The organism is Paracidovorax wautersii (genome assembly GCF_031453675.1).
Taxonomy (GTDB): Bacteria; Pseudomonadota; Gammaproteobacteria; order Burkholderiales; family Burkholderiaceae_C; genus Paracidovorax.
On record NZ_JAVIZX010000001.1, the window covers coordinates 3,420,491 to 3,446,420 of the forward strand.

Below are 25,930 nucleotides of genomic sequence, written 5' to 3' on the forward strand. Positions count from 1 at the left end.
GGGTGTGCTCGATGGCCGTTGCTTCGGAGGTGCTGCGCGACTTGTGGACTCAGGCGGCCTTGCCGCCTGAGGCGCTGGCTTGCGCGACGTTGACGGGCGCAGACCCCGTGCTGCCGTCGTCGTTCGCCGTGGGCACGGCGGCGCAGGCCAGCATCGCAGCCGCCGCCCTGGCGGCTTGCGAACTGGGCCACCAGCGCGGGGCACCGCGCCAGCGGGTGGGCGTGGACATGGCGCATGCCAGCACCGAATGCACGGGCTGGTTCAGCCTGGATGGCGAAGTGCCCGATCTGTGGGATGCGTTCTCGGGCCTGTACCGCTGCGCGGACGGGCACGTGCGCATCCATGCCAACTTTGCGCACCACCGCGACGGCGCGCTGCGGCTGCTGGGGCTGGACCCGGCGCAGGCCACGCGTGCCGATGCCGAGGCGGCGCTGATGGCGTGGAAGGCGCTGGATTTCGAATCCGCCGCAGCGGCGGCCGGCCTGGTGGCCACCGCGCTGCGCAGCTTTGCGCAGTGGGACGCCACACCCCAGGGCCAGGCCGTGGCGGCACAGCCGCTGTTCACCATCGAGCGCATCGGCGATGCACCGCCGCGGGCCTTGCCGCCCTTGTCGGCCGGGCAGCGGCCTCTGGAGGGCGTGCGCGTGCTGGACCTGACGCGCATCCTGGCCGGCCCGGTGGGCGGCAAGGCGCTGGCGGCCTACGGGGCGGATGTGATGCTGGTGAATGCGCCGCACCTGCCCAACATCGCCGCCATCGCGGAAACCAGCCGGGGCAAGCGCTCCGTGCATGTCGACCTGCGGAGCGCTGGCGGCCGGGCCGCCATGCAGCGGCTGCTGGCCGAGGCGCATGTCTGGATACAGGGCTACCGGCCCGGCGGCCTGCAGGCGCTGGGTTACGGGCCCGATACCGTGGCGCAGCAGCGCCCGGGCATCGTCTATGTGTCGCTCACGGCGTATGGCACGCAGGGGCCGTGGGCCACGCGGCGCGGCTTCGATTCGCTGGTGCAGACGGCCATGGGCTTCAACCAGGCCGAGGGGGAGGCGATGGGCGACGGCCGGCCCAAGCCCTTGCCGCTGCAGATCCTGGACGAGGCCACGGGCTACCTCATCGCCTTCGGTGCGGCCGCAGCCCTGCGCCGCCAGCAGCGCGAAGGTGGCAGCTGGCATGTGCAGGTCTCGCTGGCGCAGACCGGCCATTGGCTGCGCACCTTGGGGCGCGTGCCCCACGGCCTGCGTGCACAGGCACCAGACCGCACGCCCTGGCTGGAGACCTCGGCTTCGGGCTTCGGCGTGCTGCGGTCGGTGCGCCACAGTGCCGTGCTGGAGCGCACGCCCGCGGGTTGGACGCGGCCTGCGGTCCCGCCGCGCACGGATGCGCCGGCGTGGACGTGACCGGTACGCCACCCTGAGAACGTGTTGACGATCTCCCAGGGGTCGCGCAGCGGTGTGGGCGGGATGGGATGCAAGGCGCGGTGCGCAGTGGATAGCCTTTGCTATCCACCAGCGCCGCAACGCCGCAGACCGCCCGCCCACACCGCTGCCCTTCGGGTTGGAGCGAAATCGGGCGATTGAACGCCCCGGTTGCTTGCATGGGCACGAGCCCATGCGGCGCACCCGCAGCCTCCACTCATCCCGATTGCGCTCCAACGCGACCCCTGCGAGATCGTCAACACGTTCTCAGTCCGGCCTCGGATTCGGGGTCCTGAAAGCGGCTTATATTCTTGGCAGCAGCGGCTTGCCGAAGCCGCCTTTCTTGCCTGCATGAACGCATCCCTCCCGCCCGCCGATCGCCTGACTGCCGAGGGCGAGGTCGACGACTCCCACTACCTGCGCGCCGTGACCGACATGGCCGAACGCTGCCATGTGGTGGCGCAGGATGCCATCTACACCGACAGCGGCATCAAGCTGCTGGACAAGGGCGCCCGCGTGGACAGCCGGCTCTACGAGCGGCTGGTGCAGCACAAGCTGCGCGGCTCCATCGACCAGCAACTGAGCGTTCAAGAGGCGATCACCCTGCCGGATCTGGTGGAGATGGCGCAGGCGCAATGCCACAGCGATCCGCTCGTCCGCATGCTGCTGCCCGCCGTGGGCGGGGCAGGGCGGCTGCTGGCGCCGGTGCGTGCCATGCCGTTGCCCCGGCCCATGGCCTTCAAGCTGACGGTGATGCGGGAGCAGCGGGGCGACCTGCTCGCGCACAGCGTGCGCATGATGCTGGTGGCGCTGTTCCTGGGGGTGCAGAGCGGCTGGAGCGAGCGCGATTGCACGCCGCTGGCCGCCGCGGCCCTGCTGCACGACATCGGCGTGCTGCACATGGACCCGGTCTGGCGCAATCCGGAGCACAAGATCACGGGCGTAGGCCGCAAGCACCTGGTGGCGCACCCGGTGACGGCCATGGTCGTCATCCGCGCGCTGGCGGCCTACCCGAAGTCGGTGGAAACCGCGGTGCTGGAGCACCATGAGCGCATGGATGGCACGGGTTATCCGCGCAGCCTGCCGGGCGCGCAGATCTCGCCCATGGGGCAGATCCTGCTCCTGGCGGAAGTGGTGTCCGCCTTCTTCGAGAAATACAGCGATGCGCCCGCCCAGCGCCTGTCGCTGTCGCTGCGGCTCAACCACCGCAAGTTTCCCGCTGCGCTGACGGCGCTGCTGCTGCCGCTGCTGCAGCAAGGCTCCACGGATGCCGATCCGGCGGCCGTTCGCCAGGACGTGGATCGGTGCATCGACGTGCTGTCGGCCGCTTTCCGCACGTGGGAGGGCTTGCGCGGCGGGTTGTCCGGCGACGGGCTGGCGCTGTCGTCCGGCAAGGCCAGCGCCTTCATCGACATGCGGCTCGTGGCGCTGCAGAAGGCGCTGTACGAGGCCGGATCGCACCCGCGCCAGCAGGCCGAGATGCTCCCGCACCTGGAGGGCGACGCCCAGGGCATGGCCGAACTGGCCCTGCTGGGCCGCGAGGCGCTGTGGCAGCTGCAGAGCATCCTCAACGCCAGCCACAGCCGCTGGCCGCATCTGGCCCAGCGCGCGGACGAGGGCGATGCCGCCGTGGCCGACTGGCGCGACGCCTGCGCACAGGGGCTGGCCACCCTCTGACCGGCGGGCGCATGCGGCAGAGGCAGGGTTGTTGAGGACCCCGTCAGCCATCGAATACTGTATATTTGAACAGTATTCGATGGCTGACCATGTCTGCGCTGCCCCACTTTTCCCTCACCACTGCGACCCCGGCCGGGGCGCAGCGGAGGGCGTGCGAGGTGCCCGGCGTCTGGCAGGGCAGCGACTGGGCCGCGGCGGGCCTGCAGCGCACGCGGCCAACGGGCCATGCCGCGCTCGACGCCCAGCTGCCGGGCGGTGGCTGGCCCCTGGGCGCCATGGCCGAGGTGCTGCAGCCCCCGCAGGCGGTGCGCGAATGGCCGCTGGTGCTGCCGGGCCTGGCGCAGGCCATCGCCGAGGGCGCGGCAGGCCGGGTGGTGCTGGTCGCGCCGCCCCACGAACCCTTTGCGCCCGCATTGCAGGCGGGCGGCCTGCTCGCGCAGCGCCTGTGCCGGGTGCTGGCGGGCGCCCACCAGGCCACGGAAGCCGCCTGGGCCAGCGAGCAAGCGCTGCGCTGCCGCGACGTGCTGGCCGTGCTGGCCTGGCTGCCCCAGGCGCGGCCGGAGACCCTGCGCCGCCTGCAGCTGGCGGCCGCCCAGCAGGGGCGCTGGCTGTGGGTGTTCCGCCCCGACACGCAGCGCGGGCAGTCGTCGCCGGCGCCCTTGCGCCTGTGGGTGCTGGGGCGCGATACGCAGTTGCACGTGCACCTGGTCAAGCGGCGCGGCCCGCCCTTGCTGGAGCCCGTGGTGCTGCCGCTGCGCAATGCCGCGCTGGCGGCGGTGCTCGATGCCCAGGCGCGGCGCAAGCGGCTGGCGCAGCAGGACGCCGGCCACGGATGGGGCGCGCCGCTGCGCCCGTCCGCCGATCCCATGCCCGGCCCGGCCCTGCGCCGGCCCGATGTGCCCGGAGTGCCCCATGCACTGGATCGCACTGCCCCGCGCCGTGGATGAAGAGGCCGCGCCGTCCGGCGTGCCGCCGGAGGCCGACGCGTGGTGGTCGCTGCGGTGGTCGCCGCGCGTGGCCTTGATCGACGAGGCGCTGCTAATCGAGCTGTCCACCACCGCGCGCCTGTGGGGCGGGCTGCCGACGCTGCTCGAACAGCTGCGCCCCCATGCCGGCGATGCCGGTCTGCAGGCGCAGGCGCCGACCGCGCTGCAGGCCCTGGCCCGGCTGCGCATGGTGCAGGCCGGACGGCCGCTGCCGCGCCGCCTGCCGCACGATCTGCCGCTGCACACCCTGACCGACGCGCGCCCGCATGCCCGCGCGCTGGAGCACATGGGCTGCCGCACCTGGGGCGCGCTGCGGGCGCTGCCGCGGGCCGGCGTGGCGCGGCGCTTCGGTGCCGGGCTGCTGCGTGCGCTCGACCAGGCCTGGGGCGACGCACCGCACCAGCCGCGCTGGGTCGCGTTGCCCGAGACCTTCGCGCTGGAGGCCGAGTTGCCCGCCCTGGTCGAATCGGCCGGCGCCCTGGTGTGGTCGGCCGCCCGGCTGCTGCAGGCCCTGCAGCGGTGGTTGCAGGGGCGCCACCAGGGCGTGCTGGTGCTGCGGCTGGAGTGGCACCACCACCTGCGCCGGCTCGACGGCGTGCAGTTGCCGCCGTGGGACGGCATGGATCTGCGCACGGCCGAACCCGCCCAGGAGATGGCACACCTGCAGCGTCTGCTGACGGAACGGCTGGCGCACTGCCGGCTGGCAGCGCCGGTGGACCGCATCGCCCTGCGCGCCGTGCAGACGGGGCCGGTGCAGTCCGGCAGCGCCAGCCTCTTGCCGCCGGGGCCCGAAGAGGCCGCCGGCGACCCCTGGCACCAGCTGCAGGAGCGCTGGGCCGCCCGCCTGGGCGCGGACCGCATCCAGGCCGTGCAGCTACATGCGGACCACCGCCCCGAGCGCATGCAGCGCTGGCACCCCATGGCCGATGTCCATGCCCGCACGCCTGCCGCCGCCCCGCGGCCTGCGCTGACCCGCGCCACCGATCCGCGCGCCGCGCTCTGGCCGGCCTGGCTGAGCCAGCCGCCCCAGCCCTTGCGGGTGCAGCGGCACCGCCCCAGCCTGCAGGGACCGCTGAACCTGCTGGTCGGGCCCCAGCGCTTCGAGGCCGGCTGGTGGGAGCAGGCCGCGCCGGCAGGGGCCTGCGCGCCCGGGGAGTGCGCCACCGGCCTGGCGCGGCGCGAATACTTCGTGGCGCACAACGCCGCCGTCGGCGGGGTGTGGATCTACAGAGACCTGCTCCAGGCGCAGGAGCAGTCCGCCTGGTTTCTGCACGGGTTCTATGCGTAGCTATCAAAAATATAGCTGCTTGCGCTTGATGGATAAGCGCTGGAGGCCAAAAACACCATGAATCCGCCTGTGTTGCCCGATTACGCCGAGCTGCATTGCCTGAGCAACTTCAGCTTCCAGCGCGGCGCCTCCCATCCCTGGGAGCTGGTGGAGCGCGCCGTCGAGCGGGGCTATGCCGCGCTGGCGCTGACCGACGAATGCTCGGTGGCCGGCGTGGTGCGGGCGCACATGCAGGCCAAAGCGAAAGGACTGCGCCTCATCGTGGGCAGCGAGTTCCTGTGGGGGCCGCTGCGCATCGTGGCGCTGGCGCGCGACGTGCAGGGCTGGGGCGACCTGTGCGAGTTCATCACGGCCGCACGCAAAGACGCGCCCAAAGGCAGCTACCGGGTAGATGACGCCTCGCCCTTCGCGCTGCTGCGGGGCTGCGAGCTGCTGCTGGCCCCGCGCCGTGACGCGCCCGCCGCCGATGGCGTCCCCCGGGATCCGGTCTCCGCCGCGCGCCAGTGCCCGGCGAACGTGGCCCATGCGGTGTCGCTGCTCGCGCCAAAAGGGCAGCGCTCCCACCTGTGGCTGGCGGTGGAGCTGCACCAGGAGCCGGACGACGGCCTGTGGCTCGACACCCTGCAGCGCATCGGCACGCAGCAGGGCCTGCCGCTGGTGGCTGCGGGCGACGTGCACATGCATCGGCCCACCCGCAAGCCGCTGCAGGATGTGATCACGGCCATCCGCACCGGCCAGCCCGTGGCCGAATGCGGCTGGGCCCTGCAGCCCAACAGCGAACGGCACCTGCGCCACCGCCTCCGGCTGGCCGGGCTGTACCCGCCGCACCTGCTGGCGGCCACGCTGCAGGTGGCGCAGCGCTGCACCTTCCAGCTCGACGAGATCTGCTACCGCTACCCGCTGGAGACGGTGCTGCCCGGCATGACCGCGCAGCAGACGCTGGCCTGGCTCACCTGGGAAGGCGTGCGCAGCCGCTATCCGAACGATGCCGATCTGCCTCCGGCGCTGCGCCACCAGGTGCAGAAGGAACTGGACCTGATCGCCGACCTGGGCTACGAGATGTACTTTCTCACGGTGCACGACATCGTGCGCTTTGCGCGCAGCCGGGGCATCCTGTGCCAGGGGCGCGGCTCGGCCGCCAACTCGGCGGTGTGCTACTTCCTGGGCATCACGGCCGTCGACCCCGAGAAGACGGAGCTGCTGTTCGAGCGCTTCATCAGCAAGGTGCGCAAGGAGCCGCCGGACATCGACGTGGACTTCGAGCACGACCGGCGCGAAGAGGTCATCCAGTACATCTACGGCAAGTACGGCACCGAGCGCGCCGCCATCGCCGCCGTGGTCATCAGCTACCGCACGCGCAGCGCCCTGCGCGACGTGGGCAAGGCCCTGGGCGTGGCGCCCGCACTGGTGGACGCCTTCGCCAAGGACCACCACTGGTTCGACGAGACCATCGCCGAAGACCGGCTGCAGGCGCTGGCCGCCGACGTGGGCGTGCCGCTCGGCGCGCACACGGCCGCCCTGTGGCTGGAGCTGGCGCGCGGTCTCAAGGGCTTTCCGCGCCACCTGAGCCAGCACGTGGGCGGCTTCGTGCTCACCGAGGGCAAGCTCACGCGGCTGGTGCCGGTGGAGCCCGCCAGCATGGACCAGCGCTTCATCATCCAGTGGGACAAGGACGACCTGGACGAGATGAAGCTGCTGAAGGTGGACGTGCTCGCGCTCGGCATGCTGAGCGCGCTGCGCCGCGGCCTGGACGCCTACGCGGCCCTGCGCGGCGAGCGCTGGGGCCTGGCCGAGATCCCGCGCGAAGACCCCGCCACCTACGACATGATCTGCCGCGCCGACACCGTGGGCGTGTTCCAGATCGAGAGCCGCGCGCAGATGAGCATGCTGCCGCGCCTGCGCCCGCGCAAGCTGTACGACCTGGTGGTGGAGGTGGCCATCGTGCGGCCGGGACCCATCCAGGGCGGCATGGTCCACCCCTATCTGCAGGCGCGGGAGCGGGCCCGGCGCGGCGAGCCGCTGGTGCTGGAAAAGGAAGACCTGCGCCCTGCGCTCAAGCGCACCCTGGGCGTGCCCATCTTCCAGGAGCAGGTCATGCAGATCGCCATGATCGCCGCCGGCTTCGACGCCGGCGAGGCCGACGAGCTGCGCCGCTCCATGGCCGCCTGGCGGCGCCATGGCAGCGTGCACAAGTTCGAGGGACGGCTCAAGCAGGGCATGGCCGACCGCGGCTATCCGCCGGACTTCGCCGAGCGCATCTTCCAGCAGATGCTGGGCTTCGGCGAATATGGCTTTCCGGAAAGCCATGCCTACAGCTTCGCCCAGCTGGCGTACTTCAGCAGCTGGCTCAAATGCCACGAGCCGGCCTGCTTTCTGGCTGCGCTGCTCAACTCGCAGCCCATGGGTTTCTATTCGCCGTCGCAGCTGGTGCAGGACGCGCGCCGCCACGGTGTGCGCGTGCTGCCCATCGACGCCACCGTCAGCGGGTGGGACTGCACGATCGAAGGCGCGCTGCAGCCCGTGCCCGGCGTGGAGCAACCCCAGCCGGCCGTGCGCCTGGGCCTGCGGCTGGTGGTCGGTCTAGGCCGCCCGGCCGTGCTGCGCCTGCTGCAGGCGCGCGGCGTGGCAGGGCTGCCGGCGTCTTCGGAGGTGAACGCGCTCGATACCCTGGCCGTCTGGAGCGATGCGGGCACGCGCCCTTTCGCCAGCACCGAAGACCTGGCCCTGCGCGCCCGGCTGGAGCCGGCAGACCTGCAGGCGCTGGCCGCCGCCGATGCGCTGCGGGCCCTGTCGGGCCACCGCCGCCAGCAGGTCTGGGACGCCGCCGCGCAGCTGCGCGCACCGCCGCTGCTGCGCGAAGCCCCGGTGGACGAGCCCGCGCTGGCCCTGCCTGAGGCACCCGAGGGCGAAGAGATCCTGTTCGACTACGCCAGCACCGGCTTCACCCTGCGGCGCCATCCACTGGCCCTGCTGCGCCCGCGCCTGGAGCGCTGGAAGCTGTTGTCCGCCTTGCAGTTGCAGGCCACGCCGCACGGGCGCCGCGTGCGCGCCTGCGGCATCGTCACGGTGCGCCAGCGGCCGGGCAGCGCCAACGGCACGATGTTCGTCTCGCTGGAGGACGAGACCGGCCCGGTCAACGTGATCGTTTGGCCCGCCCTGGTGGATACCTGGCGCGTGCCACTGCTGCGCTCCCGGCTGCTGGCGGTGGAAGGCATCTGGCAGTGCAACGTGCCGCCGCGCAGCAGTGGCGGCGGCGAGGGAGGCGATGGAGGCGGCGAGGAGGGCGCACCCACGGCCGTGCGCCACCTGATCGCCCAGCGCTTCAAGGACCTGACGCCGTGGCTCGGCCGACTGGGTGGCGCGCTGGACGGCAGCCGCGATTTCCACTGAGGTACGGGCAGGCAGGCATGCCCATCATGCGAGGCTGCTGCGGAACTTCACAGAGGCTTCGTGAGCGCCGCAACTACGCCGTGGATGGATCAGAGAACCAGGAACGGGGGTTATAAGACTCCGACTGATGCGTCAGATCTCTGGCTTTTTCCGAATCTGCGTTATTGGATTTTCGTCCGTGTCCGCTGCCGCAAGCCGTTCCAACGACTGCGTGGCGCCCAGAGCAACCTCTGACTTGGCCATGGACTGCTCCAGTGAATGCCAGATTGCGGCTACCGATCGGCTTCGATCGTTAAATATTCTTCCAAAACATTGGCACGTTCGCAGAGACGAAAAATTTCTTTCTGCATGACTTGAAAGCTGCTCACCGTTTCGCTGCCATAGAGTGATGACTCAAAGGTTTTACTGGTGTTGTGGAAATCGAGCCAGGCGCGCTCTGCGCGAATCAGGCTGTCCTTGGCCGTGCCAAGCTGCTTGCTGAGCAGCGATTTATAAGCAGTGTTCAATCGCGCGTCTTGTCGTGTCTTCTCCGCAGCTTGGCAAGCAGCGAGCGCGATGTTGTCTGATTCCGCTTTTTCAACACATCCATAGAACGCATTGCTGATGCCTGGAGGCGCCTGACGTTTGATGACCAGAGCGGTGCTTTCATACGCCAGTGCGCCAGAGCCATGCACCAAGACGGCGAAGCTGAGAATGAACATCCTGGTTGCTGTTTTCATTTGATGCCGACTCGATAAGCCAAAGGGTTGGGGGAAAAGTGTTTGCTAAGGCGCACGAACAGCGTAACCCGAGCAGTCCTTCAGGCTTAGGCTCCGCGAGAATGTCGTCAGTTATCTAGAATTTCGCTTCCTTGCTAGCAGGTCGCAGCACCTGCTGACCCAGATCATTGCCGATGCTGAGAGAGCCGATCCCGCCCGAAAGCCCTTGTGCTCGCGTGGCCTGCGGTGGCACGACCGAAGAATAGTCCGCAAAGAGATCGGGTATGCGCCATTGCGCGGAAATCGACTCGCGGCTGCCGCCCAGACCGTTGTTAGGGCTGTCATCCAAGCTGAATCATGATCGAGGCGGAAGTTTATTCCCCGTTGCTGCTCGCCGCTGCGCTCGGCAGCCGGCGCGTGGCTGAGCAGATGGGATCAATGGATGGCCTCCCTCTTCTACCAGAGTGGCAGAGATGCACGCGTCTGATGAGGCATATGCATCCTTTTGCAAGAACAGCTCTCCGCAGCTGATTCCACGCGTACCCAGTGGCCAAGGACAAAACTTGGTCGGCGGGAGCCTTGCGTGGAAAAACCAAAGATCAGCGACGTTCCGTAGGTGCTTGGTTCCGCGTTCCTCCGGCGCCCTCCAATGCAGCCAGGCGTCAGCGCATCGGCCCGGAGCCGGGCCCCAGGTCGCGCCAGGCCGGTGGAACCAGGTCGTACAGGGGCGTGGGATCGCGCGAGAACGGCTGCGGGCCGGGCGCGGGCAGGGCGGGCCGCAGGCTGCCGGGGCGGGTCACGTCGAACTGCGCGAGCTGCTGCATCCAGCCGATGTCCACCGTGCCATCGGGCGCGGGACGTGAATAGATCAGCTCCAGCATGCGCCGGGCGGGTGCGCTGCCGCTGGCCGCCGCCACCTGGTACAGGCGGATGGCTTCCGCATAGTTGGAGGGCACGCCTTCGCCCCGGTGATAGCGCAGCGCCTGGGCGAAGAACTGTTCGGCCGAGGTTCGCCCCGTGGCGGAGGCGCCGGCATTCGGCCGCACCGGGTCCTCGCCCTGCAGCTGGCTGGCCAGCCGCCGTGCATTGCCGGCAGCCGCGGGTGACCTTTCGGCCGCTGCGCGAAAGCGTTCCAGCGCCGGTTGCAACTGGCCCTGGGCCACGTTCTCCAGGCCCAGCTCGGTCAATGCCCCAGCGCTGCCGGCCTGCGCGGCGCGCAGGAGCAGGGCATGGTAGGGCTGCGCGCCCGTCGCCGCATCGCGCCCAGGCCCCGGTCCGGGTCCGGGAAGCGAGTGGGGCTCGGAGCGCGGCAGCGGTGCCAGCCGCGTCGCCACCCACCATTCCAGGTACAGGGCACGCGCCGGGTCGGCGGCGCGCAGCTGCGCAATCCAGGGCCGGGCCGCTGCCGGGTTGGGGGCGGTCGTGCAGCCGTCGATGGCGCACCAGGCCAGGCCCGCGGGCGCCAGGGGGTGCCCTGCCTGGCGGGCCTTGTGGAACCATTGCTGCGCCTGGGCAGGATCAGCCGGCATGGCGATGCCGTGCAGGGCCAGCAGACCCAGCAGCCAGGCCGCGTCGCGGGCGGAGGTGTCCGCGGCGCCGGCGCGCGGTGGGCGCATGGCGTGACGCGGCTGTGGGCGGGTGGCGGCACCAGCGTCAGTGGGCGCACTGGGTAACGCCTGGCCGCCGCTGCTGCCGCCGCCGGCCTGCGCACGCAGGCGCTGCAGCGCTTGCTCGGTCGCGCTCATCGGCTCCATGGCCGGCGCCTGTATGCCGGCATGCGGCAGGTTGATGGGGGCAGGGCGGGTCTGGTCGCCCAGGATCGGCCCCGTCTGTGCGTGGGCCTGTGACCAGGCCAGGGCGGCACCCGGCGCGCACAGGCCCAGGCACAGCAACAGCCCGGCCAGGCCGGCCCAATCGGCGCGGGGCCGGCCGGCGGCTCGGTATGGCGGGAGGCGGTTCATGGCGGCTCCGGTCAGTCAGTGGGCGCGGTGGATCCGGCCTACTTGCGACCGCCGGCATTGCCGCTACCGGTATTGCCCGGGTTGCCGGCGGGGGCCGGAGCCGGGGCCGGCGGTGGCGCCCGGCGCGGCACCACGTTCCAGTACATCGCGTTGCCGGTGTATTGGTCTGCGCCCAGTGCCTGGGCTATCGCCACATTCACGCTCTCCAGTGTGGGGTAGCCCGCCACGGGCTTGAAGGCCGGTCCGCGCAATGCTTCGGGCAGGCGGGCCACGGCGTCTTCGTCGGTGGCGAAGCAGGCCACGCCTTCGGTGCCCGGGCTGCCAGCGTCCATCACGAAGCCGGGGTTGGGGCTCATCCAGTCGGGAATGCGCACGGCCTGGCGGGCGGACACCCAGCCCGAGCTGTTGGTGGCGTTGGGCAGCAGGCGGATCACCGTGCCATTGGCGCTGCCCATGTAGCAGGACAGGTAGGAGGCCCGAGACACCGTGGCCGACAGGAAGATCTGCTCACCCACCTCGAAGGCCTTGCGGTCGATCAGGATGTTCTCGATCTGCAGATCGATGGTGCGCGGTTCGGGCGGCGCGCCGTAGGCCACCGTGGCGCCTGTCTGCGCGGCGGTGGCTGCCGTGGCGGCCGGCTGGGCAGACTGGGGCTCCCAGCCCACGCGCACCAGCTTGCCGTCCGGCCCCAGGCCGACGAAGCTGCGCAGCGCGCGCTCGTAGGTGGCGAAGTCCACCACACCGGTGACGACCATGCCCTGGTCGGCCTGGTAGCGGGCGATGGCTTCGCGCGTCTGCGCGGCGTTGCGGTCCCAGTCCTGTTCGCTGGCGACGCGGTAGCCCTGCGTGGCGAGCGAACTGCGCACCAGGCGGCGCTGCACCGTGGCATCGCCCTCGTCATACCAGTCGCGCAGCTGGCGCTGGAAGTCCGGATGGTTCTGCTCCAGCGTGAGGCACTGCCAGTAGGGCAGGCGGGCCCACTTGCCCACCAGCTCGATCATGGCCAGTTCCACCAGCGTGCGCACGGCGGGGCCGGAGCCCTGGGCATAGTCGCGGCCCACGGTGAACTGCACGCCGTAGCTGCCGATGCGGCCGGCCAGGTCCAGCCCCTGGCCCCCGTTGCCGATGACGATCTCGTTGGCCGAGTCCAGCCCCGGGATGATGGTGCGGCTGCGGAAGTCGCCCAGGTGCATCTCCAGCCCGATCACGGTGGCGTTGCGCGTGCGGCTGTAGCCTGTTTCCAGCCGCGAGGCGGAGGTGCCGATGTCCATGTTGTTGCGGATGACGTTCTGGTCCACGAACGCCACGGCGCCCGACACGTACAGGGCCGGACGCTGCAGCTGGATCTGGTTGTTGTTGAGCAGGATGGTGGTGAGGTTCTGCACCGTGTCCTGGCGGGCGATGTCCACCTCGTAGTCCACATAGCGGAAGGCGTTGGACAGGCGGGACATCTGCGACAGCGCGGTGATCACCATGTCCTTGGTCGCCACGGCCACGCGGCCGGAGAAGTCAGGGATCTGCTTGCTGGTGATGAGGGTGGTGGGCAACTGTGCCTCGCGGAACAGGTGGTCCATGCACATCAGCGAATCCGAGAAGCTCGAGAACGAGCGCACCGGCCGCACGGTGGGCCGGTCCGCCGCATAGCCGTGGCTGTGGAAGGCCGCGTCCTCGCGGGCGTTCATGGGGGTTGCGCAGCCCGCCAGCAAGGTGGCGAGGGCCGTCAGGCCGGCGCCAAGGCGCAGGCGGCGGCCCCAGCCGGCCACGCGGCCGGCCACAGGTTCGGTGCTCATGGTCATCCCCCTCGGAAACCGGCGGGCAATCCTCGCCCCAGCGCCGTGGCGCCGGCTGGCGGGCCCGTCCGGTTCAGTTGCAGACGTTGATCAGATCGCCGCGCAGCACCACCACCTGCTGCTGCGGGCTCGGTCCATAGCGGTTGAAGGCCCCGGCGGCGCCGGTGGCCGGCGTGGTGCTGCCCACTTCCTGCACGCAGGTCTTGCGCTGGCCCTGGGCATTGGCGCGGGTCACCACATCGCTGTCCGTGGCGATGCCGGCGGCCTGGTCGGAGAAGGCCTTGGCCTCGAACCGCGCCACCTTGGCCTTGATATAGGACGGCATGTCGTCCTGGGTTTCCAGTCCCTGGGACCGGGCGGCATTGTTCAGCGGCAGCGACAGGTGCTGTACCGGCTGGTTCAGGATCACCGGATCTTCGCCGGGCGCGGCCAGCAGGGCCGGGGCGGTGAAGACCGTCAGCAGGCAGACGCCTGCCTTGAGGAGAAAAAACTGCTTCACGGAGATTGATGCCATGGTGGACCTCCATCCCGCCAGGCAGGCCCGCGGCCGGCCCCCGTCTCGGGGCCTGCGCGCGGTCTTGCTGGCAGGCAGTGCTGTAGGGCTGCGATCAGTTGCAGGCCTGGCAGCCGTTGTTGGTGGAGATGTTCTGCACGGCGCTGGAGCTGCCGTTGGCGTAGTTGCCGATGTAGGAGTTGCGTGCAGCCACCAGCTGCAGTTGCTCGCCGCCGACGTTCACGTGGCCGATGTTGGAGGCCAGGCTCTGCGTGGCCACGGCCTGCGAGCCGCTGGCCTTGTTGGCGATTGTCGTGTACTTGGCGGACACCATCTGCACGGAGGTGTCGTCCACGGTCACGTAGCCGGTGTTGCTGGCCAGGTTCTGGCGGGCCGCGCCGCCGAACTCGGCGTCGTTCTTCACCGAGCTGTGCGACAGCGAGGTCAGTTGCAGGCTGGTGGCGTTGATGTTGATCTCGGGGGTGCTGCTGCCGCCGCCGTTGTTGCCCCCATTGCCACCGCCATTGTTTCCACCACCGCTGCCCCAGGCAAAGGCGCTGGCGGCGAACAGGCTGAGGGAGAGAATTGCAAGCTTCTTCATGATCACACTCCTTGGTTGCTTCTGACACATGCCGGGAACCGGCCCATTCCGGTCCCGGCAGCGGGTCGACAACATCAGCGATATGGCGCTGTGCTGTTGTCTGGCTGCAGTGTGTGATGCGGGGGCACCGCCGAACATCTCCGGATCGGGGTAGCCGGCTTGTGGCGCGTGAACACCCTTGCACAGGAGGCTAGGCCCCCTTGTTTTCAGCCACTCCAGAGAGGTCTCAATCGATTTCTGGACGTGCCATTGCCGGTAGTGTCCAAATGAAACAAAAGTAATGGCAAGCGAGGCATGTGTTTAACGACAGGAGGCTTGCGCAAGATTGAATGACCGGAATATGACGCGGATAAGTACCGATGGCTTCCAGCCTTTTCCTCTCTGTGGAATATGCGTTTTGCACTTCTCTCGAGTAGTAGGGTTGTTTCTGGTTATCCGTGATGTCCCGGCCGCGTTTATCTAATGGTTAGTATCTAATTGTGTCTAAAGTAACCTCTGTATAAACGACAGCCCGCATGTAGATATTTGTTCTTTAATTCATCCCGGTGTGCTTTTCGTAATCAAAAGTCGCACCGGAATACAAGAGAGGAGCACCTATGACAAGTGTTGGAGTGACAGTGGGCGAATGCGATGGCGCCGTGGCGGTACTCGAACGGGGCGCTTTGTCGGGAGGGCAGTTCGCCATGCACCGCAACCCGCCATCCGTGTGGCCGGACTTTCTGGCCGGCCAGGTCGAAAAGCCGGTGCGGGTGCTGCTCATCGATGACGACGCGCACATGCGCCGCGTGATCGGCCAGGAACTCATGGCCGACCCGCGCACGCTGCTGGTGGGCCAGGCGACCAATGTGCGGGAGGGACGCCGTGCTATCAAGCAGCATGAATTCGATGTGATGCTGGTCGACCTGCACCTGGGCGATGGCGAGGGCTTCACGCTCATCGACTGCATGAAGTCCGCACGGCCCTCGGCCGAGGCGGTGATGATCTCCATCATGGACGCGGACGAACAAGTGCTGCGGGCCTTCGAACTGGGCGCCACCGGCTACCTGGTGAAGAACTCCTGGTTCGGCAACTACCCCCAGGCCGTCCTGCAAGTGGCCAACGGTGGTGCTTCCATCACGCCGAATCTGGCCCGGCGGCTCCTCCAGCGTTTCGACCAGGGTACCTCCGCCAGCGCATCGCCTGCGCGGCGGCAGGACGCCCCGGACACCGAGCGCCTGTCCGTACGCGAGAAGGAAGTGCTGCGCATGGTGGCCAGCGGCTACACCAGCGCGGAAATCGGCGCCCGCCTGCTCATTAGTGCCATGACCGTGAACACGCACATCAAGAACATCTACCGCAAGCTGCAGGTGCGCACGCGGGCCCAGGCGGTACGCTTCGCCTCGCTCAGAGGCCTGTTCTGATCCGGAAGCGATCTGCTGCCTGACGCCCTGGGGTCGTGCCTGACGGCTGATGCACCGTGTTCCTCTCCCGTCCTCCCGTGTTCGCCTTGGCCTGTGTGGGGCTCTGGGCCGCCCAACTGGCGGTGCATGTCGGGGTGCTGCTCTGGCTGCATGCGCCCCTGGCGCAGAGCGGCTGGCTGGGCTGGTACCTGGCCAGCCTGGCGTGCAATCTGGGCATGGGCGCGCTGCTGCTGCCGCAGTTGCCGCGCGTGCTGCGGTGGCGCCCGCGCCGCCACCTGCGGCCCAGTCCCGAACTGCGGGACGAGCGCCGCCGTATCGCACGCGATCTGCATGACCAGATCGGCTCGCAACTGGTCAGCGCCATGGCGCTGCTGGACGCCGATGCCCCTGCGCAGGCCCGGCAGGCGCTGGAGCAGTGCATGCTCGATGCGCGCCTGCTGGTGGACTCCATGGATGGCCACGACGATGCGCTGACGGACAGTCTGGCGCGCCTGCGGCACCGTCTGCAGCCGGTGCTGGAGGGCCGCCACATCCGGCTCGTCTGGTCCGTGGAGTGGGCCCAGGGCGTGCCTGCGGGCACGCGCGCCCGGGAGCTGACCTGCGTGGTGCGTGAAGCTGTCAGCAACGTGCTGCAGCATGCGCAGGCCACAGAGGTGTCGGTCTCCCTGGTCCTGCAGGAAACGCCTTTAGGCCGTGCATGGCACCTGACCGTCTCGGACAACGGCCGGGGCTTGCCACCCGGCGGCCTGGTCCACACCGGCCTGGGCATGGCGAGCATGCGGGAGCGCGTGGCGCGGGCTGGCGGCACCTTGCAAGTGCTGAACGGCGCCCAGGGCGGCGTGGTGGTACAGGTGACCGTACCCGCAGACCGTTGACGGGGGGCGCCGCCGCTGCGCGCGAGGAGGGCTCAGCGCGCGGGCGAAGCGGCGGATGCCGGAGCGCGGGCCGGCCGTGCGGCGCCGGGCTTGCCGGTCTTGACCGCGTCGTTGGCCCGCGCCAGCAGGGCGGCGCAGTTCTCGTCGTCGTCTGCCGCGGGCACGGTGATGGGCACCAGGGCCAGTGCCACGGGCGCCACGGCGACTGCAGCCACCGCCGCCCCGGCACGCAGCAGCAGCGGGCCGGCTTCCACGCCCACCTTCGGATCAGCGAAGGTACCCCGCACATACAGCGGCGTGCGCAGGGACAGGAATTTCCATTGCAGCGATTCCGGCTTGATGCGCAGATCCATCCGCTCGTTGCCCAGATCCACGGTTCCAGTGGCCTGCACCACGGCTTCGTCGGTGCTGAGCTTGACCGAGCGTGTCTGCGCCACACCGTTGTTCACGGCGAAGTCGGCCACGGCGCAGCGCAGCTTCACTTCCTCGTTCTCGCCGAACAGCTTGGCCACCACCACGCTGCCCACATTGAGCGCGGCCAGGTCCAGCATCTGCTTGCTGAAGGTGCCATCGCGGATGTACAGGCGGGCCTCGCCCGAGCTGCTGCCCAGCATGCGGGCGACCGAGTTGCCATTGGCCGCCAGGGCGACCGCGCCATCCAGCCGCCCGAAGCTCTTCTTCATCAGGTCTACCTCAGGGAAGAGGGCAGAGAGGCGCAACCCTTCCACCGTACCGCGCAGCTGCGTCTTGAGCGGGCCCGAGCGGCTGTCGAGCACCACCTGCGAGTCGATCTTGCCCTGCGCCACGCCGAAGCGCAGCGGCGACAGCGTCAGCTGCGCATTGTCGAGCACGGCGTGCACGTTCAGGTTCTCGATCGGCAGGCTGCCGGGGCGCACGATGCGCTCGCCGGTGAACGTCAGGTCCACGTCCATGGCGTTCCAGCGGTCCGTGGCGAAGGCGGAGTCGGGCAGCACCTTGCCGGGCCGCTTTGAAGTGCCCGTCTGCGCCTTGCCTTCCTCGCTGGGCGTGCCGATGACGGGGCCCAGGTCGGCCAGCCGCAGCTGCTTGGAGGTCATCGTGCCCTGCAGCTTGGGCCGGGGCTGACCGGAGGTGTACTTCAGGCCGCCGTGCAGGTCGCTTTCACCCACGGTGCCATGGAACTCCCGGTACTCCCACGTGGCCTGATCGGGGCGCAGATTGCCCACCAGGTGCCCACGCGTCTGGAAGGGCGGCGTGTTGGGCAGGACGAGCCCGGTCAGGGCATAGAGGTCTGCCATGCTGCTGGCCTTGAGCATCACCTGCAGGTCCATGCCGTCCAGCGCCGCGGGGTTGGCGAGGATGCCCTCGACCTCGGTCTGCACGCTGCCGGCGCGGGCCTTGAACTGCAGCGGATAGTTCACCACCTTGTCGCGCAGCGAGAGGATGGAGCCGCCCTGGCCCTCGCCCTGCACGCGCGCCTTGCCGTAGCGCCCCTCCAGTCCGACGCGCACGCCGTACTTGCCCGGAGCCTGCCCGGCGGGCGTGTCGATGGTGTCGATGCGGGCACGCAGCGCCAGGTCCTTGCTGCCGTCGGAATAACCCAGCCAGCCGCCGCGGATGATGAGCTGGCCTACGCTCAGATCCCAGGGGTTGTCCTTCGGTTCGGTTTCGCCGCTGTCCTCGCGCCGCTGGAAGGTCCAGTTGTTGGTGCCATCCGACTTGCGGCCGAGCACGATGTCCGGTGCCGTGAGCACCACGGTGTCGAGCACCACGGTGCGTGCAAGCAACGGCAGCAGCTGCAGCGTGGCGCTGGCACTGCCGATGGTGCCCATGGTCTCGGGCGGGCGTGGTGGCGCATCGGCTTCGGGGTCGCCGTTCTCCCGGGCCAGGGCGCTGGAGACGGCGGTTGGTGCAGGCTGCGTCTGCGCCGCCGAGGCCTGCACGGCCGGGGTGGAAGCGGCTCCGTTCGCGGCGGACGCAGCCGAGGCGGCCAACGCCGCTGACGACGCTGCCGCAGCCGGTGCATCCGCGCTGGCTGCCGCCGTCACCCGCCGGGGCGCGGGCTTGCGCGGCACGGCGGGCAGGGTCTTGTCCCCGGCCGCGGGCTCTTCTGCGATCGCGAACTGCGGTGGGTTGTCCATCACCAGCTGCCGGGCCTGCACTGTCACGCCGGGCACCCAGCGGCGCCAGCCGGTTTCCAGCGGCTGGGGCCAGTGCCAATCGGCCGACAGATCCCCTTCGATGGCGAAGCGGCGGCCGGTGGCCTCGCTCACCTTCTCGTTGATCCACGGCTTGTGGCGGTTCCAGTCCCAATGGGTGATCAGGATGGCCGCCACCACCAGCAGGGCCACCAGTGCGGCCAACGTACCCAGCAGCCACCGAATCACCCAGTGCGTCTTTCGGGACGGGCGGGTAGCGGCGGCGGAGGGCGAGGCGGGTGAATCAGCGGTCATGTCGATGGCGGGTTCCTGCGGCGCTGCGGCGGGGCAGGGCCGGATGGGCACGTACGGCGTGCGGAACCTCGCCTGCTGCTGCACCGGCGGAACACCGGTAGGAGTCTTTGGCCCGAATGCTAGTGCGGCGGGCTGCCGTTGCACCGTATCGCGAACCGTTTGCCGCTCTTGTCCTACAGCACCGCTGGCGTCATCAACAAGGCGGTCGGTGCTGCCTACAATCGCCCGCCATGTACAACAGCCACGATCCTCGTGTCCTGCCCGTGCGGGACGGCGTGAGTCCCAGTTGCGTGGTCCAACCTGCCGCAGCGCAGGGCCTGGTGCTGGACTTCCTGGCCCACCACCTGCCGGCCGTGAGCCGCGACGACTGGCTGCGTCGCATGGCACTGGGCGAGGTGGTGGACGAATTCGGCGTCCCGGCCACGCCGCAGCAGCCGGTGCGGCCGGGTGTCCGGTTGTACTACTACCGCGAGCTGCCAGAGGAGCGCGAGATTCCCTTCGCGGAATCCATCCTCTACCAGGACGAGCATTTGCTGGTGGCCGACAAGCCGCACTTCCTGCCCGTCGTGCCCTCCGGCCGTTACCTGCAGCAGACGCTGCTGGTGCGCCTCAAGCGCCGGCTGCAGCTGCGCGAGCTGTCCCCCGTGCACCGCATCGACCGCGACACCGCCGGCCTGGTGCTGTTCTCGGTGCAGCGCAGCACGCGGGGGCGCTACCAGGCACTGTTCCGCGACCGCACCGTGCACAAGACCTACGAGGCGATCGCCCCCTGGCGTGAAGACCTGCCGTTTCCGCGCACGCACACCAGCCGGATGGAGGAAAGCGCGCAGTTCTTTCGCATGCACGAAGTCGCCGGCGAGCCGAACACCTGCACCCACATGGAGGTGATCGAGCGCCTGGGCAGTTGGGCACGCTACCGGCTGTCGCCCGTCACCGGCAAGCGCCACCAGCTGCGAGTGCACATGTCTGCGCTGGGCCTGCCCCTCTGCGGCGATGCCTTCTACCCCGAAGTGAACGATCCGCCCGAAGGCGATTACTCGAACCCCCTGCAGTTGCTGGCGCGGTCCTTGGCATTCACCGATCCGCTGACGGGGGAGCCGCGCAGGTTCGACAGCCTTCTGCGGCTGCACGCCTTGGCGGACCTGTCGCCGATCGCGCCCCGTACGGGCACCGCGGGGCCGATGGCTTAACGCCCGCCTTGGAAGCCGCGGTGCTATGGCGCCGCCGCCCGCGCCTTGGGTGCATCGGATGCCTGGGCCTGTCTGCCGGCAGCGCGGGGCCTCTATAATCCTTCGTTCAGCCTGGCAAGGCCCCATGCCAACCCAGCGCTGCAGCACCATGCGGGTGTAGTTCAATGGTAGAACGGCAGCTTCCCAAGCTTCATACGAGGGTTCGATTCCCTTCACCCGCTCCAGATTCCTTCCCGCCAAGCCCGCCGTCCTGCCCGACGCGGGCTTTTTGCTTTTGAGGCCGGCTGCCTGCCGCAAGCACTCCGCTCAATGCTTTGCGCATAAGCAAGCACGTTTTGCTTGGTTGGCCGGCGCCTTCGCGGCCCTTAGATTCCGTTGCAACGGCACCAGCAAGGCTGCCGATCTGCAACGAAAGGACCGAGGGACATGACGCATACGTTGGCACAGCACCAGACATCGACGGCCACCCGCCATGGGGTGCGCCACCGCCTGCGCCGCTGGGCCTGGGTGGGCACCTGGCTCGTCGGCGCGGCCTGGGCGCCCCTGGCCGCCGCGAATACGGGCGGCGCCACCGCCGCGGGCCCGCTGGTGACCACCGAATGGCTGGCCCAGAACCTGGACAACGCCAAGGTGCGCGTGATCGAGGTGAGCGTGAACCCCGGCCTGTACGAGCGCAGCCATGTGCCCGGTGCCGTGAACTTCTCCTGGCATAACGACCTGAACGACAAGGTGCGCCGCGACATCGTCGGCAAGGAGGCCTTCGAGGCGCTGCTGTCCAAGGCCGGCGTGGCGCCCGACACCACCGTGGTGCTCTACGGCGACACCAACAACTGGTTCGCTGCCTGGGGCGCCTGGGTGTTCGACATCTACGGCGTGAAGAACGTCAAGCTGCTCGATGGTGGCCGCAAGAAGTGGGAGGCCGAGAGCCGGCCCCTCAACAACCGCGTGCCCGAATACGCCGCCACCACCTACCGCGTGGCGGCCGTGAACACGAACCTGCGGGCCCGCCTGTCGGATGCGCTGGCTGCGGCCGAGGGCAAGAGCGAGGCCAAGCTGGTGGACATCCGTTCGGCCGATGAGTACAGCGGCAAGGTCTTCGCCCCGGCGGGCGTGCCCGAGCTGTCGATCCGCGCGGGCCACATTCCCGGCGCCGCCAATGTGCCCTGGGGTCAGGCGGTGCGCGAAGACGGCACGTTCAAGTCCGCAGACGATCTGCGCAAGCTCTACGCCGCCGTGGGCATCGACGGCAGCAAGCCCATCATCACGTACTGCCGCATCGGCGAGCGTTCCAGCCACACCTGGTTCGCGCTGAACAAGATCCTGGGGTATTCGGTGAAGAACTACGACGGCTCTTGGACTGAGTACGGCAACGCGGTGGGCGTGCCCATCACCAATCCGTCCGGCACCGTGTGGGCCGCCAAGTAAAGGATTGCCAGCCGGGCCGCGCTACAGCCGGTTGACGCGGCACCGCCCCGGCACCGCCTGACCCGCGGTTCATGTTTTGTCAGTAGGGGGTCTCCTTCACAGCCCGCTTCGTGCGGGCTTTTTTTTGGCGTGAGCAGTTGGGGAAGGGACGGGACGATGCCTTTGTCGATCCATGCGCTGGCAGCCGCGGCGCTGCTGGTGGGGGTGCTGGGAGTGGCGCAAGGCCTGCCGCAATGGGCGGCCAGCGGCGGGCGCACGCTGGCCTTCGCGTGGCTGGTGGGTGCGGCGCTGGGCCTGGTGCTGCAGCGCGCACGGTTCTGCTTCTACTGCCATGCCCGCGACTGGTTCGAGGGCCGCGACCCGCGGGGGCTGCTGTCCATCGTGCTGGCCCTGGGCATCGGCGTGGTGGCGACCACGGCGGTGCTGGGTGCCTGGGTGCCGGACCCGCGTGCGGGTTCCCTGCCGCCAGACATGCACATCGGGCCGGTGAGCGGCGTGCTGGTGTTGGCCGGGCTGGCGTTCGGCCTGGGCATGGTGGTGTCGGGCTCGTGCATCAGCGCGCACTGGTACCGGCTGGCCGAAGGCTCGGCCGTCGCGCCCTTCGCACTGCTGGGCACGGCGCTGGGTTTCATCCTGGGCTTCAAGAGCTGGAACGCGCTCTACAGCTGGAGCGTGGCGGATGCGCCCGTCGTGTGGCTGCCGGCCCATCTGGGCTATGGCGGCGCACTGCTGCTGCAGGGCAGCGTGCTGCTGGCCGTGGCCGCGTGGCTGTGGCGGGGTTTTGCCCGCCAGGGCGGCCAGATGCCTGCAGAGCCGGCCGCCTCGGCGGTCTCGGCCCGCGTGGATTCGCCGGGCGCGGGCGTGCCGCCACTGGGCGCGGCCTGGGCCCGGCTGTGGCAGGGGCGGTGGCCGTATTGGCTGGGCGGGCTGGCGGTGGGTGTAATCGGTGCGCTGGTGATCGTGCGCATGCGGCCCCTGGGCGTGACGGCCACGCTGGGTAGTGCGGCGCGTTCGTGGGCGCAGGGGCTGGGTTGGATTCCGGACCGCCTGAATGGCCTGGACGGCTTTGCCGGCTGCGCCACCGCGCCGACGGCCCATTGGCTCACGCCCAACGCGGCGCTGATCGGCGGGCTGGTGGCGGGCGCCTTCGTCGCCGCGCTGGCGAGCCGGCAGTTTGCGCCGCGCTGGCCCACGTGGCGGGATGCATCGCGCGGCGTGGCCGGCGGTGTGCTGCTGGGCTGGGGCGCGATGACGGGCCTGGGCTGCACCATCGGCACCTTGCTGTCGGGCAGCATGGCGGGGGCCCTGTCGGGGTGGGTTTTCGGCGCAGCGGTCTTTGCCGCCGTGGGGCTGGGGCTCGCCGCGAAGCGCCGGCTGCTGCGGTGATCGATTCAAGCCATAGCGGCCTGCGGCCCAATGGATACGGGTGCATGCAGCTATCGAAAACGTAGTGAAAAGCCCGGCGGGCGGGGCATGGCGGGCGCCATGTTGGGATGTTTGCTGACGCGCCGCAGGGGACTGGCAAGTCACCATCTGCCGCTACGGCCCGCGCGGTGCGGGCTGCATGAGGGATGCAATGGCGTCTAAGGACAAGAAGAAAGAGGGCGGTTCCCCGCGCAAGGCGGGCGAGCGCCTGAGCGAGAAGGAATTGAAGGCCCAGCGCGATCTGTGCGTGCTGGGCCCCCACGGCGAGCTGGAGCTGCCGTCGGTCGTCATCGACGGCTACAGCCTGGAGCTGCGCGAGGGCGATGAGTTCATTGGCGACAACGCCAGCCGCACCGCTTTCCGGCACATGCTGGACGCCTGGCGCAAGCTGTTCACCGAGATGGCCGGCAAGGACCCGCTGGGCTCCAAGCCGACGCAGGAGATCGGCAAGCAGAAGCTCGACGAACTGCTCGAGCGCGACGGCCCGGCCGCCGCGGCCATCCGCGCGGCGCAGGAGGACTACGCGATCCAGCTGTCCCATGTGACGCAACGCTTTCTCAAACACAAGACCTGGAAGGGCGTGGAGCGCGTGATCGTGGGCGGCGGCTTCCACCAGAGCGAGGTGGGCCAGCAGGCCATCGAGGCGGCGGCCAAGCTGCTTACCAAGGACAAGGTGCCGGTGGAGTTGCGCACGCTGCGCCACCACGCCGACGACGGCGGCCTGGTGGGCTGGGTGCATCTGGCGCCGACCGCGCTGCTGCAGAGCTACGACGCCATTCTGGCGGTGGACATCGGCGGCACCAACGTGCGCTGCGGCGTGGTGGTGACGCACCTGCACAAGGCGCCGGACATGTCCCGCGCCGAGGTCGTGCGCCGCGAGAAATGGGGCCACGCGGCCGAGGACCCGAAGCGCGACGAACTGGTGGAAGGCATCGCCGGCATGCTGGAAAAGCTGCTGGAGTACGCCGAGAAGCACGACATCCGCGTGGCGCCCTTCATCGGCGTGGCGTGCCCGGGGCTGATCTGCGAGGACGGCTCGCTGGCCGGCGGCACGCAGAACCTGCCGGGCAACTGGGAGAGCATGCGCTTTCACCTGCCGCGTGACCTGTGCGACCGGCTGCCTTCGATTGGCGATGGCCGCACGCAGGTCTGCCTGCACAACGATGCGGTGGTGCAGGGCCTGTCCGAACTGCCGTTCACCCAGGACGTGAAGCGCTGGGCGGTGTTGACGGTGGGCACGGGCCTGGGCAACGCCAGCTATACCAACCGGCCCCCGACGGTGTGACGCGCGGCCCCAGGCAATCCTGGGTGCGGCGGGGTGCTTGCTATATTTAAGTGAGCTGCTTGCGCCGAAAGATTAAGGACTTCCAATAGAAAAGAGCAGGGATCGCTTGATTGACAAGCGCTACCTGCTCTTTTTTATGTAGCGGCGGGCGCCGCGTCCGGGCGGCCGATCCGGCCGCCGCTGCTCGGCGTTCAGCCGCCGCCGGCGAAGACCTGGCCCATCAGCGGGAACAGGCCCATCATCAGCGCCGCGCCCATCAGCGCCAGGCAGACCAGCACCGCCCACTTGAGCGTGAAGCGCTGGTGGTCGCCGAAGTCGACGCCGGCCAGGCCCACCAGCAGGTAGGTGGAGGGCACCAGCGGACTCAGCAGGTGCACGGGCTGGCCGATGAGCGAGGCGCGCGCCATTTCCACGGCGCTGATGCCGTAGTGCTGCGCGGCCTCGTTCAGGATGGGCAGCACGCCGAAGTAGAACGCGTCGTTGGACATGAAGAATGTCAGCGGCATACTCAGCAGCGCAGTGATGGTGGGCATGTACGGGCCCATGCTGTCGGGAATGGCCGCCAGCAGGCCGCGCGACATCGCCTCGACCATGCCGGTGCCGGACAGGATGCCGGTGAACACCCCGGCCGCAAAGATCAGCGACACCACGGCCAGCGCATTGCCGGCGTATTCGGCCACCAGCGCGCGCTGCTGGTCCACGTTGGGGTAGTTGATGACGATGGCCACGGCAAAGCCGATCATGAACAGCACCGGCAGCGGCAGCAGGCCCATCACCAGCGCCACCATCAGCGCCGACGTGAGCGCCAGGTTCACCCACAGCAGGCGCGGGCGGCGCATGTCGGGCGCATCCTGCTGCGTGGGCGGCAGGTGCTCGCCCGAGGTCTCGCCGTCGGCCTCGACGAACTCGGCCACGGGGTAGGGCGGCAGCGCCACCGTGCCCAGGCGCCGGCGCTCGCGCAGGCCGAGGTAGAACGCCACGCCCAGCAGCGCCACGATGGCAAGGCCGATGGAGGGAATCATGGGCACGAACACCTCGCCCGGGTCCACATGCAGCGCACTCGCCGCACGCGCCGTGGGGCCGCCCCAGGGCGTGAGGTTCATCAGCCCGCTGGCCAGGATGGCCACGCAGGTGAGGTTGAGCGGGTTCATCTTGAGCCGCTTGTACAGCGGCAGCATCGACGCGATGGTGATCATGTACGTGGTCGAGCCGTCGCCGTCCAGCGAGATCAGCAGCGCCAGCATGGTCGAGCCGATCACGATGCGCAGCGGATCGCCCTTGACCAGCTTGAGGATGATGCGCACCACCGGGTCGAACATGCCCGCATGGATCATCACGCCGAAGTACAGGATGGCGAACATCAGCATCACGCCCGTGGGCGCGATCTTGCGGATGCCGTCCAGCATCATCGCGCCCATGGTCGGCGCGAAGCCACCGATGAGCGCGAACACGATGGGAATGCTGATCAGCGCGACCAGGGGCGAGAGCCGCTTGGTCATGATCAGGGTCATGAAGGTCAGCACCATGCCGAATCCGAGCAGGGTCAGCAGCATGGGCAAAGGTCTTTCTGTGCGTGGGTCATGGTGTCTCCGGGCAGAACGC

At 69.3% G+C, this 25,930-nt stretch carries 19 protein-coding genes and 1 tRNA gene; 12 read left to right on the plus strand and 8 right to left on the minus strand.

Annotated features, from left to right (window positions below):
• Positions 1–11: 11 nt before the first annotated feature.
• The 5 genes from QE399_RS15495 (at position 12) to QE399_RS15515 (ending at position 8,753) form a co-directional block, all read left to right on the plus strand.
• A complete protein-coding gene (locus QE399_RS15495) occupies positions 12–1,394 on the plus strand; it encodes a CoA transferase (RefSeq protein ID WP_309830000.1) in 1,383 nt (460 codons plus the stop codon).
• A 369-nt stretch (positions 1,395–1,763) separates the two neighbouring features.
• Positions 1,764–3,089, plus strand: a complete 1,326-nt coding sequence (locus QE399_RS15500) for an HD-GYP domain-containing protein (protein ID WP_309830002.1) — start codon at positions 1,764–1,766, stop codon at positions 3,087–3,089.
• Between the two features lie 89 nt (positions 3,090–3,178).
• Positions 3,179–4,036 (plus strand): translesion DNA synthesis-associated protein ImuA, encoded by an 858-nt coding sequence (imuA, locus tag QE399_RS15505; protein WP_309830004.1) that lies wholly within the window; start codon positions 3,179–3,181, stop codon positions 4,034–4,036.
• The gene (locus QE399_RS15510) at positions 4,002–5,363 is read left to right on the plus strand and encodes a DNA polymerase Y family protein (protein WP_309830006.1); all 1,362 of its coding nucleotides are present in this window, start codon (positions 4,002–4,004) and stop codon (positions 5,361–5,363) included. The genes imuA and QE399_RS15510 overlap by 35 nt, the downstream gene beginning before the upstream one ends.
• A 57-nt stretch (positions 5,364–5,420) precedes the next feature.
• Positions 5,421–8,753, plus strand: a complete 3,333-nt coding sequence (locus QE399_RS15515) for an error-prone DNA polymerase (protein WP_309830007.1) — start codon at positions 5,421–5,423, stop codon at positions 8,751–8,753.
• A 272-nt stretch (positions 8,754–9,025) separates the two neighbouring features.
• Here QE399_RS15515 and QE399_RS15520 read toward each other — a convergent pair whose 3' ends face one another.
• The 6 genes from QE399_RS15520 to QE399_RS15545 all read right to left on the minus strand — a co-directional run bounded on the left by QE399_RS15520 (position 9,026) and on the right by QE399_RS15545 (position 14,296).
• On the minus strand, positions 9,026–9,472 hold the full coding sequence (locus QE399_RS15520; RefSeq protein WP_309830009.1) for a lysozyme inhibitor LprI family protein: 447 nt from the start codon (positions 9,470–9,472) through the stop codon (positions 9,026–9,028).
• 115 nt (positions 9,473–9,587) lie between these two features.
• The gene (locus QE399_RS15525; protein ID WP_309830010.1) at positions 9,588–9,800 is read right to left on the minus strand and encodes a hypothetical protein; all 213 of its coding nucleotides are present in this window, start codon (positions 9,798–9,800) and stop codon (positions 9,588–9,590) included.
• Positions 9,801–10,113: 313 nt separating this feature from the next.
• Positions 10,114–11,412, minus strand: coding sequence for an SEL1-like repeat protein (locus QE399_RS15530; RefSeq protein WP_309830012.1), 1,299 nt, complete (start codon positions 11,410–11,412; stop codon positions 10,114–10,116).
• A gap of 38 nt (positions 11,413–11,450) precedes the next feature.
• Entirely contained in the window at positions 11,451–13,202 is a 1,752-nt protein-coding gene (locus tag QE399_RS15535; RefSeq protein WP_405043756.1) for a DUF4384 domain-containing protein, read from the minus strand.
• Positions 13,203–13,275: 73 nt separating this feature from the next.
• Positions 13,276–13,716, minus strand: coding sequence for a hypothetical protein (locus tag QE399_RS15540; protein ID WP_309830014.1), 441 nt, complete (start codon positions 13,714–13,716; stop codon positions 13,276–13,278).
• Between the two features lie 94 nt (positions 13,717–13,810).
• On the minus strand, positions 13,811–14,296 hold the full coding sequence (locus QE399_RS15545) for a hypothetical protein (RefSeq protein ID WP_309830015.1): 486 nt from the start codon (positions 14,294–14,296) through the stop codon (positions 13,811–13,813).
• Positions 14,297–14,979: 683 nt separating this feature from the next.
• Between QE399_RS15545 and QE399_RS15550 the strand changes: the two genes are divergently transcribed.
• Both QE399_RS15550 and QE399_RS15555 read left to right on the plus strand, forming a co-directional pair.
• Positions 14,980–15,696: a response regulator transcription factor gene (locus QE399_RS15550; protein WP_309832137.1), complete on the plus strand. Its 717-nt coding sequence runs from the start codon at positions 14,980–14,982 to the stop codon at positions 15,694–15,696.
• Positions 15,697–15,752: 56 nt separating this feature from the next.
• The gene (locus QE399_RS15555) at positions 15,753–16,571 is read left to right on the plus strand and encodes a sensor histidine kinase (protein ID WP_309830017.1); all 819 of its coding nucleotides are present in this window, start codon (positions 15,753–15,755) and stop codon (positions 16,569–16,571) included.
• Between the two features lie 32 nt (positions 16,572–16,603).
• On the opposite strand, the gene QE399_RS15560 is transcribed toward QE399_RS15555, so the two are convergent.
• The gene (locus QE399_RS15560) at positions 16,604–19,003 is read right to left on the minus strand and encodes an AsmA family protein (protein WP_309830019.1); all 2,400 of its coding nucleotides are present in this window, start codon (positions 19,001–19,003) and stop codon (positions 16,604–16,606) included.
• A 230-nt stretch (positions 19,004–19,233) separates the two neighbouring features.
• Between QE399_RS15560 and QE399_RS15565 the strand changes: the two genes are divergently transcribed.
• From QE399_RS15565 to QE399_RS15585, 5 genes are all read left to right on the plus strand, one after another.
• The gene (locus tag QE399_RS15565) at positions 19,234–20,193 is read left to right on the plus strand and encodes an RluA family pseudouridine synthase (protein ID WP_309830021.1); all 960 of its coding nucleotides are present in this window, start codon (positions 19,234–19,236) and stop codon (positions 20,191–20,193) included.
• Positions 20,194–20,343: 150 nt separating this feature from the next.
• Positions 20,344–20,417, plus strand: a tRNA-Gly gene (locus QE399_RS15570).
• A 202-nt stretch (positions 20,418–20,619) separates the two neighbouring features.
• Positions 20,620–21,618 (plus strand): sulfurtransferase, encoded by a 999-nt coding sequence (locus QE399_RS15575; RefSeq protein ID WP_309830023.1) that lies wholly within the window; start codon positions 20,620–20,622, stop codon positions 21,616–21,618.
• A gap of 156 nt (positions 21,619–21,774) precedes the next feature.
• Positions 21,775–23,004, plus strand: a complete 1,230-nt coding sequence (locus QE399_RS15580) for a YeeE/YedE family protein (protein WP_309830025.1) — start codon at positions 21,775–21,777, stop codon at positions 23,002–23,004.
• Between the two features lie 190 nt (positions 23,005–23,194).
• On the plus strand, positions 23,195–24,328 hold the full coding sequence (locus QE399_RS15585; RefSeq protein WP_309830028.1) for an ROK family protein: 1,134 nt from the start codon (positions 23,195–23,197) through the stop codon (positions 24,326–24,328).
• Positions 24,329–24,519: 191 nt separating this feature from the next.
• Here QE399_RS15585 and QE399_RS15590 read toward each other — a convergent pair whose 3' ends face one another.
• Positions 24,520–25,881 (minus strand): CitMHS family transporter, encoded by a 1,362-nt coding sequence (locus tag QE399_RS15590; protein ID WP_309830030.1) that lies wholly within the window; start codon positions 25,879–25,881, stop codon positions 24,520–24,522.
• Positions 25,882–25,930 lie beyond the last annotated feature (49 nt).